This is a genomic window from Nautilia sp., from assembly GCF_053994455.1.
In genome coordinates, this window is the sequence record NZ_JBMYAU010000075.1 from 1 (window position 1) to 9,613 (window position 9,613).

12 protein-coding genes are annotated in these 9,613 nt (G+C 35.5%); 5 read left to right on the forward strand and 7 right to left on the reverse strand.

Translation table 11 applies throughout. From position 1 onward, the window contains the following. Positions 1 to 590: 590 nt before the first annotated feature. From cas1 to cas2 (ACXJIE_RS05545), 4 genes are read left to right on the forward strand one after another with little or no spacing between them, the layout of a single operon-like run. On the forward strand, positions 591 to 1,418 hold the full coding sequence (cas1, locus tag ACXJIE_RS05530; protein ID WP_456479971.1) for a CRISPR-associated endonuclease Cas1: 828 nt from the start codon (positions 591 to 593) through the stop codon (positions 1,416 to 1,418). Then, positions 1,412 to 2,152, forward strand: a complete 741-nt coding sequence (locus tag ACXJIE_RS05535) for a hypothetical protein (protein ID WP_456479972.1) — start codon at positions 1,412 to 1,414, stop codon at positions 2,150 to 2,152. The genes cas1 and ACXJIE_RS05535 overlap by 7 nt, the downstream gene beginning before the upstream one ends. Beyond that, positions 2,143 to 2,388, forward strand: a complete 246-nt coding sequence (gene cas2 / locus ACXJIE_RS05540) for a CRISPR-associated endonuclease Cas2 (RefSeq protein WP_456479973.1) — start codon at positions 2,143 to 2,145, stop codon at positions 2,386 to 2,388. The genes ACXJIE_RS05535 and cas2 (ACXJIE_RS05540) overlap by 10 nt, the downstream gene beginning before the upstream one ends. Continuing rightward, entirely contained in the window at positions 2,388 to 2,642 is a 255-nt protein-coding gene (cas2, locus tag ACXJIE_RS05545) for a CRISPR-associated endonuclease Cas2 (RefSeq protein ID WP_456479974.1), read from the forward strand. Before cas2 (ACXJIE_RS05540) ends, cas2 (ACXJIE_RS05545) begins: the two co-directional genes overlap by 1 nt. 225 nt (positions 2,643 to 2,867) lie before the next feature. On the opposite strand, the gene polA is transcribed toward cas2 (ACXJIE_RS05545), so the two are convergent. Beyond that, on the reverse strand, positions 2,868 to 5,486 hold the full coding sequence (gene polA, locus ACXJIE_RS05550) for a DNA polymerase I (RefSeq protein WP_456479975.1): 2,619 nt from the start codon (positions 5,484 to 5,486) through the stop codon (positions 2,868 to 2,870). 50 nt (positions 5,487 to 5,536) lie between these two features. Between polA and ACXJIE_RS05555 the strand changes: the two genes are divergently transcribed. Next, positions 5,537 to 7,681: a WD40 repeat domain-containing protein gene (locus tag ACXJIE_RS05555; protein WP_456479976.1), complete on the forward strand. Its 2,145-nt coding sequence runs from the start codon at positions 5,537 to 5,539 to the stop codon at positions 7,679 to 7,681. On the opposite strand, the gene ACXJIE_RS05560 is transcribed toward ACXJIE_RS05555, so the two are convergent. From ACXJIE_RS05560 to ACXJIE_RS05585, 6 genes are all read right to left on the reverse strand, one after another. Further along, positions 7,682 to 8,242: an NTP transferase domain-containing protein gene (locus tag ACXJIE_RS05560; RefSeq protein WP_456479977.1), complete on the reverse strand. Its 561-nt coding sequence runs from the start codon at positions 8,240 to 8,242 to the stop codon at positions 7,682 to 7,684. Next, positions 8,232 to 8,711 carry a cyclic pyranopterin monophosphate synthase MoaC gene (gene moaC / locus ACXJIE_RS05565; protein ID WP_456479978.1) on the reverse strand — a complete coding sequence of 160 codons (480 nt, stop codon included), beginning with the start codon at positions 8,709 to 8,711 and terminating at the stop codon, positions 8,232 to 8,234. The genes ACXJIE_RS05560 and moaC overlap by 11 nt, the downstream gene beginning before the upstream one ends. A gap of 20 nt (positions 8,712 to 8,731) precedes the next feature. Next, the gene (locus tag ACXJIE_RS05570; protein WP_456479979.1) at positions 8,732 to 8,878 is read right to left on the reverse strand and encodes a hypothetical protein; all 147 of its coding nucleotides are present in this window, start codon (positions 8,876 to 8,878) and stop codon (positions 8,732 to 8,734) included. After that, the gene (locus ACXJIE_RS05575; RefSeq protein WP_456479980.1) at positions 8,875 to 9,024 is read right to left on the reverse strand and encodes a hypothetical protein; all 150 of its coding nucleotides are present in this window, start codon (positions 9,022 to 9,024) and stop codon (positions 8,875 to 8,877) included. The genes ACXJIE_RS05570 and ACXJIE_RS05575 overlap by 4 nt, the downstream gene beginning before the upstream one ends. Then, entirely contained in the window at positions 9,011 to 9,364 is a 354-nt protein-coding gene (locus ACXJIE_RS05580) for a rhodanese-like domain-containing protein (protein WP_456479981.1), read from the reverse strand. Before ACXJIE_RS05580 ends, ACXJIE_RS05575 begins: the two co-directional genes overlap by 14 nt. After that, the coding region (locus ACXJIE_RS05585) for a TSUP family transporter (protein WP_456479982.1) at positions 9,357 to 9,613 on the reverse strand (257 nt) is incomplete at its 5' end. The genes ACXJIE_RS05585 and ACXJIE_RS05580, both read right to left, overlap by 8 nt.

The following is a 9,613-nucleotide window of genomic DNA, read 5'->3' on the forward strand; positions in this document are numbered from 1 at the left end:
TTTCGTTTAATTACAGAGTTCGGTTGTAAAAGATATGACGGAGTCTTGTCGCAATCCCCTTATCGGGTCATTTCGTTTAATTAATATGTACCGTAGGAATGGTGGTAAAAAGGCTCCTACCGTCGCAATCCCCTTATCGGGTCATTTCGTTTAATTTATTAAAGAAAACCAGCGAAGATTATTCAAAAGATGTCGCAATCCCCTTATCGGGTCATTTCGTTTAATTAGCCTGAATTATGGGAATACAAGCTAATTAAACTTTTAAAGAAAACTTAAATATTTTTGGGTTTTGTTAATAAAGTCCCAAAAAATCGAATTTTCAATAAACTTTTTTAGATTGCACAAATTATATCTAAAATTTAAGAAAAAAACAAATTTTATTAATTTTGTGCAGGAAAACAATGTTTTTTCTAAAAAAAAAACTTTGAAAAAAATAAATAATTATAATTTTACGAAATTATATCAAAAGGATTGAATATGAGAGATAAAAACATATATTTAGCATATAAAAGAGAAATAGATATGAGAATAAAAATTGTAAAGTCGAAAAAATGTTACAGTAGAAAAATTAAACATAAAAAAGGCTGGCAATGAAAAAGAACGTATATGTAAACGAAGGTGAAATTAAAAGGGATTCGAACGTTTTAAAAATAAACGGAATTAAACTGCCTTTGAGTATAGTGGACAATTTATTTGTTTTCGACAGGGTAAAAATTTCAATTTCCGCAAGGAATCTTTTGCTGAAAAACAGCAGGGCGATATATTTTATGAATTATAGATATGAGCTTTTAGGAATGTTATTACCTAATCATTACGACAGTAATTATAAAAAAAGACTTAAGCAGTATGAAAATATGCATAGTTTAGAGTATGCTAAGGTTATAATATTGAAAAAAATAGAAGCGGTTGAAAAATTTACCGGTAGGGATTTTCAAGAATACAAAGAAAATTTACAAGATGCGAATACACTGAATAAAATTTTAGGAATAGAAGGTATTGTAAGTACTTATATGTTTGGAGAATTCAGAAGAGAACTTATTAAAAACGGTATAAAAGATTTTCAAAAAAGAACGTATAGACCGGTAAGTGACAGAATTAACGGTTTGTTGAGCTTTCTTTATACCCTTTATTATTCATATGTAATCAGCGAGATAATTTCTTTAGGATTTGATCCTTATGTGAGCTTTTTACATAGAAAAAGAGGAAAGCATGCGGCATTTGCTAGTGATGCGATGGAAGAGGCAAGGGTTTTTTTGACTTTTATGGGGGCGGAAATTTTGAAAGATGTTTATAAAGACGGATTTGACGGTCTTTATCTTAATAAAGAAGCGAGAAAATTTTTGTTAAGACGGTTTGATAAATTCGTCTGTGAATATGAAAACGGTATATTAAAATATTTTAAGGAGAAATTATGTTAGTTTTTATTACACATCCTAAGTATTTTGATAAAAAAGCCATTTATAGAAAAAAGGCGGATTTAATTTTTATATTCAATTCGGGAAAGCTTTTTTATGAGTTAAAAGATAAATATAAATGTGTGAATATAGGTATTGACGGAAATATAAAAAACGAAAATTTTTTTCCTCAGGCGAATAAACGCAAAAAATTTAACAAAGTCGCTTTATTGAGAATAAAAATGGGGATATACGGTGCTTTTAAAAAGAAACTGCATATATTGAGAAACAGACATTATATGATGATGAAAAGCTATAAAGATACGGAATATAAATTAGTAATGTCATATGCAAAAAAAGAAAAAGATTTTAACAAAGCAAACTCCGTTATAGAATTAGAAACATTGAAATGTATTGTAGAAATGATTAGATTAGAACACGGAGATAAATTTCTTGAAAATCATAAAGAACATGCAAGAGTGCTTTTAAATTATTCAAATAGTTTTTACAGAAGTTACGTTTATTCTATGGAATTTGAGAGAGGAATGGAAATTTTTGCGGATTTAATTAAATATAGTTTTTTCAGTAATGTAATGCTTTATTACCTATTTAACCGGTATGATTTGTATGAAAACGGTTTTCATTATAATTATTTAAAGGTAATAAGCAGGCTTTTTATTGAAAATATACACAGAAATGATGTAAAAAATTTTATTAAAAATAATATAAATGCTTACAAGGAGGAAGGATGGTTGTGATAGCTTATGACATAAAAGATGAAAAAAGATTGAAAAAAATAGCTAAATTTTTGGAAAAAGAAGGGGTTAGAGCACAAAGAAGCGTGTTTGAGGCTGATATAAGTGTAAGAAAAGCAAATAAAATTTTTAAAGAAATGGAAGAAATAATAGATAAAAAAGAAGATAAACTTTTTTTGTTTAAAATTATCAAAAAAAACGATATTCAGGCTAACACTTCCATTGAAAGGATCTTTTGATGCATACGATAATCGCTTATGATATCAGTAACGATAAACAACGAAGTTCATTAGCTAAAGAGCTGCTTAAATTCGGAATCAGAACTCAAAAAAGTTTTTTCGAATGCGATATTAATGTTAAAGAATTGAAACTTATAAAAAAAATTGTTAAAAAATTTTCGGAAAACGATGATTTTGTTACGGTTTATGAAGTACAAGAACTTAAAAGAGCAGGAAATGTCGAATATCTGGAAATAGACGACTTAGTTTTTTAAATGAAATTCAAAATTATATAAGCCTTCCTTTTAGGCCTCCGCTTATTTAGCGAAGGCTTTGAGGTAATTGATTACCATTGCTGCGGTAAAGAGCCAGAATCCGCACACCATTGTAACGTTTAGGAAACTTTCAAATCCGAGAAGCTGCATTTTCTCTCCTTTTTTGAATTATTGTAACATAATTATATGAATAAATATTCGATTATAATAAAAAATTATAAAAATTTATTTCAGCTCCCCCCATCTTTTTCCGAAACTGATACCGACTTTTAAAGGAACTTCGAGTTTAAAGACGTTTTGCATAATTTTTTTGTATTCATACGCTTCTTCACGCGAATTTATTTCGAAAATGAGTTCGTCGTGGATTTGCAAAAGCATTTTAGCTTTCGGGAAACGTTTTTTAATTTCTATCATCGCTTTTTTGATAATGTCGGCCGCACTTCCCTGAAATATCGTATTTACGGCTTCTCTTTCGAAGTTTGCGAGCGTTCTTGCGTTTGCCGCGGCGAAATCGAAAAATCTTCTTCTTTTTAAAAGCGTTTCGACATAGCCTTTTTCCCTGGCTTCTATTTTTGTGTTTTCAAGAAACGTTTTAACGGTCGGGAATGAGGCGAAATATTTTTCTATAAACTCTTTTGCCTCTTTTGTGGATACGTTTATCGTCTCGCTTAGTTTTTTAGGTCCCATTCCGTAGATAAGTCCGAAGTTTATGGATTTTGCCACGGGGCGGTATTCTTTTGCCTTTTCTTCCCCGAAAATTTTAACGGCCGTTTCAAGGTGTATGTCCTTGTCTTCCAAAAACGCCTGAATAAGATGTCTGTCTTTGCTGAAATGGGCAAGGAGTCTGAGCTCTATCTGCGAATAATCGAGGCTTACGAATTCTTTTTCGGCTATGAAAGCGTTTCGGATGTTTATTTGTGTCGAAGTGGGTATGTTTTGAAGGTTCGGGTTTTTGCTTGAGAGCCTTCCTGTCGCCGTACCTGTCTGGAGGAAATTGGTGTATATTTTATTGTCCGCATCTTTTTTGGCATATTCCTGCAGGGGTATTACGTATGTGCTTAAGAGTTTGTCGAGTTTGCGGTATTCAAGCAGCTTTTCGATAATGGGATGGGTTCCTTTTAATGAATTAAGCACCTTTTCGTCTGTTGAGTAGCCCGTTTTTGTTTTTCTTTTTACAGGCAGTTTCAACACTTCGAATAAAATATGTGCAAGCTGTTTGGTGGATTTTATATTGAATTCGCTTCCGGCTAATTCATATATTTCTTTTGTGAGGTTTCCGAGTTTTTCGGTTATTTCGGTTTGAAGTTTTTGCATATAGTTTATATCGAGTTTAATTCCCTGCGACTCGATGTCTATAAGCAGGTTTACAAAAGGCATTTCGATATATTTGATATCCCACTTTACCTCTTCCCACAGTTTTTCTTTTAGTGTTTCATACAGTTTAAGGGATATTATCGCATCTTCTGCGGCGTATTTTGCGGCTTCCTGGATGTCAACTTCGGAGAAGTTTTTGTTTTTTCCTATTATTTCTTTAAATTTTATGTTTGTGTGATCAAGGTATCTTTTGGCTACGCTGTCAAGTCCCACGGGGCTGTCGGGGTCGAGTATCCACGCAAGTATCATCGTATCCGCGTACGGCTCGGGAATTTTAAGACCGTATTTTTTCAGCATTTTAAAGTCGAATTTGAGGTTGTGTCCTATTACTTTTTTTTCGAGTATTTTCTGTATTGCTTCGAGCGCTTTGTTTTGGGGGATTTGATCCGTAACGCCCAAATAGAAGTGGTTAACCGGGACATAATAGGCCCTCGATTTTTCAAAAGCGAAACTGAAGCCTACGATGTTGGGGTTTTCAAGTCCGTCCGTTTCGGTGTCAAAGGCGACGGTATTATCGCCTATTTTGTCTATAATGTCGAAAAGCTCCTTTTCGTTTTCGATTAAAACGGCTTCGAAAGCGATCTGATTGTCGGGCATTTTCGTTTTGACGTAAAGGCCTTCTTTTTTCACCCTCTCAAGTATCGACGTTATATCCAAATCTATCAGTTTGTCTGCGATTTTAAGTATCGGGTTTATTTCGGGATATTTAAACTCTTCAAGGTTTATATTATCAAACAGATCCGTTTTCAGGGTAACGAGTCTGCGGCTTAAAAAGGCGTTTTGCTTATCTTGGAGCAGTTTTTTTTGAAGGGCGCCTTTTATTTCATCGATGTGGTCATACAGATTTTCAAGCGTTTTGTACTTATTGATAAGTTTTGCCGCCGTTTTTACTCCCACGCCTTTTACCCCGGGGATGTTGTCGCTCGAATCTCCCACGAGGGCCTGGAAGTTTATAAAGTCTTTAGGGTGTACGCCGAATTTTTCCATGCATTTTTCCTCGTTTATTTCGACTTTTTTAATGGGGTCGAATATTACGATTTTATCGTCGTCTATCAGCTGGTACATATCTTTGTCGTGGCTTACTATTTTGACTTTTATTCCTTTGCTTGCGGCAAGTTTAGCAAGGCTTGCGATAATGTCGTCACTTTCATATCCCGGGATTTCGAGCATTTTAAAGCCCATTTCGTTGATTAAACCGGTTGCGACGGGAAGCTGGGCTTTCAGATCCTCCGGGGCTTCCGGGCGGTTTGCCTTATACTCTTTGAAAATCTCTTTTCTGAATGTTTCCTTTTCTTTTGAGTCTATTGTAAAGACGATATAATCCGTCTCGAAATCCTTTCCCAAAGAGGCTATGAAATTTAAAAAGCCCGTTATCATTCCTGTCGGGAATCCTTTTTTGCTTTTTAAAGGCGGCAGGGCATAGAAGTTTCTGAATAAAAATCCAAAAGTGTCGATTATTGTTAAAGTCATTAAAAAGCCTTTTTTGATAAAATGTTAACATATTTTTAAAAGGAGCATTTTTGCAACCGGTTAAAATTCTGAATATAAAAGCGGCGGTCAGCAGGGTCAGGTACATCGGAGACGGTTTGGTATGTGTGATTGACGAAAGAAACACGGTAAGGATTTACGACTCCGTCAATTTTAAACTTGTAGACGGTTTTAAAATAAAACTTCCTAAAAACAACCCCCACGAAAATTCGGTTGACATTTCCCAAAAGGGAAAATATGCCGCCATTGCCGTACGCGGCAGCCATAAAATAACGGTATGGTCCGTTAAGGAAAAAAAACTTTTATATTCTTTAGGATGGCATAAAGGGGACGTGTTAAGCGTAAGGTTTGACAGGGAAGAAAAGTATCTTATGAGCGGAGGCGAAGACGGCAGGGCGTATATATGGTCGATGATAACGGGTAAAATGGTCTCCTCCCTTCCTCCCCATGCGGACTATATCACGGCGGTTGATTTTTCGAAAAACGGCCTGTGGGGCGCTACCGGCAGTTATGACAAATCCGTAACCATAACCAACATATCTTCTATGGACATAAGCTACCGGAAAAAGGCCCACCAGGGTGCTTTGACGGTAATAAAATTTATGAATAACCAGAAAATGGTAAGCGGTGATAAGACGGGGGAGCTTATAATCTGGAATTATGCGAAAGGAAAAGTGCAAAAAAGGCTTACGCCTATGGTGGATAAGGTTTTGGACGTTACTTTCAACAATGACGAAAGTTATATGTTTGCCGTTTCGGATACGTATAAAAAAGTTGTTTTGTATTCACTTGACGATAACGAGATTGTAAGCGACGAGTTTATAAAGCTGCTAGAACCTCCGTGCGCCCTTGAATATATTCCGGAAAAAGAGATGCTTATAGTCGGGACGACGGACGGAGGGCTCTATTTTTACGATTTGCTCGAGGATGAAAAAAAACTGAACGAATATATAGAAAAAAACGCGTTTGAAAAAGCCTATGAGCTTATTTACAAAAACCCTTTTTTAAAAAGAACGGATGCTTTTGAAAAACTCGAAGAGAAATGGAATAAAATACTTCTTATAGCCCAGAAAAAATTCGAAAAAGGAGAAACAGACTTGGCGCGCCAGATTCTCTCCCCGTTTTTAAAAATCCCTTCGAAAAGAACGCTTGTACAGTCCCTGTTTAACGATTTCAGCGAATTTGAAAAATTTAAAAAGGCCGTTTTGAGTCTGAAATACCCTCTGGCCTATTCTTTGGTGAACAAATACCCTTATCTTAAAAACACCGTTTATTACAGAAAAATGGAAGACGACTGGCACAAGGTCTTTAACAGGGCTAAAGAGCTGATTTTTCAAAAAGGAAGGGAAGACGAGGCGAGGGAAATTTTAAAACCTTTCAGGGGGGTTACCGAAAAAACGCCTTTTATACAGACTCTTTTTAACGAAAAACAGCTGTATAAAATGCTTGCCCAGAAAATTTTGAAAAAAGACTTCGGAGAGTTTTTTTCAATGATTAACAGGTTTCCTTTTTTAATAGATTCTCAGGAATATAAAAAAGCCATAAGTTACGGTGAAAACCTTATAAAAAAAGCAAAAGAGTTTTTAAAAGCGGGAGATTACAAAACGGTAATTAACATTTCAGATATTTTAAGAAAGTTTCCGATGTTCAAAGAGGAAGCCGAAGAGCTCAGGGAAAGGGCCAACCTTCTGCTTGAGTTTCACCGTGTTCTGGCCACCAACGATTTAAGACTTATAGAAAGGTTTGTAAAAGAGTACCCTTTTTTGGAGGATACGGACGATTATAAAAAACTTGAAAACGAATGGAGGGAAAAACTCGAAAAATCCGAAATTTACGCTTCAAAAGGAGATGTGTACGGAATTTTGGAAGAATTACGCCCTTATATGGATGTCGATGAAAAAAGAATCAAAATCGGACAGGTTATAAGAAGCGCGTATTTGCAGCAGATTATTTCACTTCTTGCAAAAAAACTCAAAGGGCAGGATGTCGGCAGGTATATAAAAAAAGCTATAAGAAATTATATAAAAATATTCGGTTTCGATATGGAGATAACCGATCTGATAGAAAAAGCGAAAAGGCTCAAAGTGGAAATAGACACGAAAGATTTGAAAGAGGGGGATATATCAAAATGGCACTTATACAGACTTCCGGAAAAAATATGGGAGGATACGGAATAATTAATTGAGGTTTTTTAAATCTTCGAGAGTATTTATATTAATGAGCTCTTTTTCTTTGATATCCGTTTTTCTCGGATTGATGCCGAATATTCTCATTTTGTTTTTCAGGTTTTTTCTTATTTCCGGCAGCATCGTATAATCATAATATCCTATTAAAGGATTGTCTTTGGCCACCGCTTTTTTTTGCAAAAGCCTGATGATTGATTTTTGCGTGACATACGGTGTGTCCACGCTTAAAACGAATACTTTTTTATGTTTTTTGACTATTTCTTCAAGCGCAGGAAGCGGGGCGTAAATTTTTGATTTTTCTATAAAAAACGGGTATTTTTTAAATTTCCGGTATTTTGCCGCAAAACAGACGTTTTTGAATATTTTTCTGCACTTTTGATACTGAAGTTTGTAAAAAAGCTTTGCCTTGTCGTCTTTTTCGCCTCCGAAACGGCTTGATTTTCCGCCTACTAAAATGAAGCAGGGAACGTGATCAAATTGAGAATTGAGAATTGAGAATTGAGAGGAATGTTTTATATAATTGATTTTAATTCTCAATTCTTCATTCTCCATTTTCCATTCTTTTAAAGGTGCCGCTTTTTCCTCCGGCTTTGTATTCGAGTCTGATGTCGCTTATCACCATTTCTCTGTCAATAGCCTTTGCCATATCGTAAATTGTCAGAAGTCCGACGCTCACAGCCGTCAGTGCTTCCATTTCTATTCCCGTTTTTGAAGTGGTTTTTGCGGTGGCGGTTATTTTAAAACCGTCTTCGGTTTCTTCCACGTCCACATCGACGCCGTCTATTAGGATGTTGTGACACATAGGAATAAGCTCGCTTGTTTTTTTGCTTCCCATAATGGCCGCTATTATCGCCGTTTGAAGAACCGCTCCTTTTTTCGTTTTTTCTTTTAAAATAGCCTCTTTCGTTTGCGGTTTCATATGTATTTTACCGCTTGCGGTGGCGATTCTTTTAGTGATCTCTTTATCACCAACATCCACCATTTTAGGATTGTGTTTTTCGTTAATGTGTGTAAGATTCATAATTCGCCTTTTTTGTGTAATTATAACCATTTTTTCAGATTAAAATGCAAAACGCTCCAAAGAACCGAACCGATTATAAACCCCGCCACGGGAGGGAGTTTCATAACATTCAGTACGGCCATCGTGATTAAAAGAGATATAACCAGGGCTAAAATGTCTTTTTTCAAATTCCGCCTTCCAAGAATTTATCCAAAAACCACAGGCTTGCGTACCATATGATAATGCCCGCCGTTATGTTGAGTATCAGGTTTTTAATCCAAAAGGTGGCTGCGTATGAAACAAATCCCGCGATTATCCATTTAGCTGCTTTCATATCTGATTACATCCTTTTGAAATTCTTTTTCAAGCTCTTTTATTCCTTTTTCCACATATTTTGCGTCAAATCCCTTTTCCCTTAAAAACAGGGCCGCAAAAGGGGAACGGTTTTGGGTGTTGCACACTACGAGTATCGTTTTGTTTTTAGGAAGGTGTATGTGATGTTCTTCGAGTTTTACGGGATCAAGCCTCATTACCGAAGCGTGGTTCAAAACATCCTCTTCTTCTGGCATACGTATATCCAGAATTACGGCTTTGTGTTGTTCAAGGAGCTTTTTTGCCTCGCTCAGGGAAACTTTTATTTTTTTGTTATGTTCGGGAAGCGAGTATTTAAGCATTTATCAAACTCCAGATCATTTTTATTGCAATTATATATAAAAGTATGCCTATTATTTTTTTGATCTGCTGCTGATTCAGTTTGAAATGCATAAAATAGTTTCCTATATATCCCCCGAGTACCGCACCTGCGGCGGCAACCCCAAGAATTATCCAATCAAATTTTACAAAGCTCATATAAGTTAAGAATGCCGCAAATGTTGAAAACGGAATTACAAAACTAAGGGTTACAGCCAGTTTTTTGGCGTCAA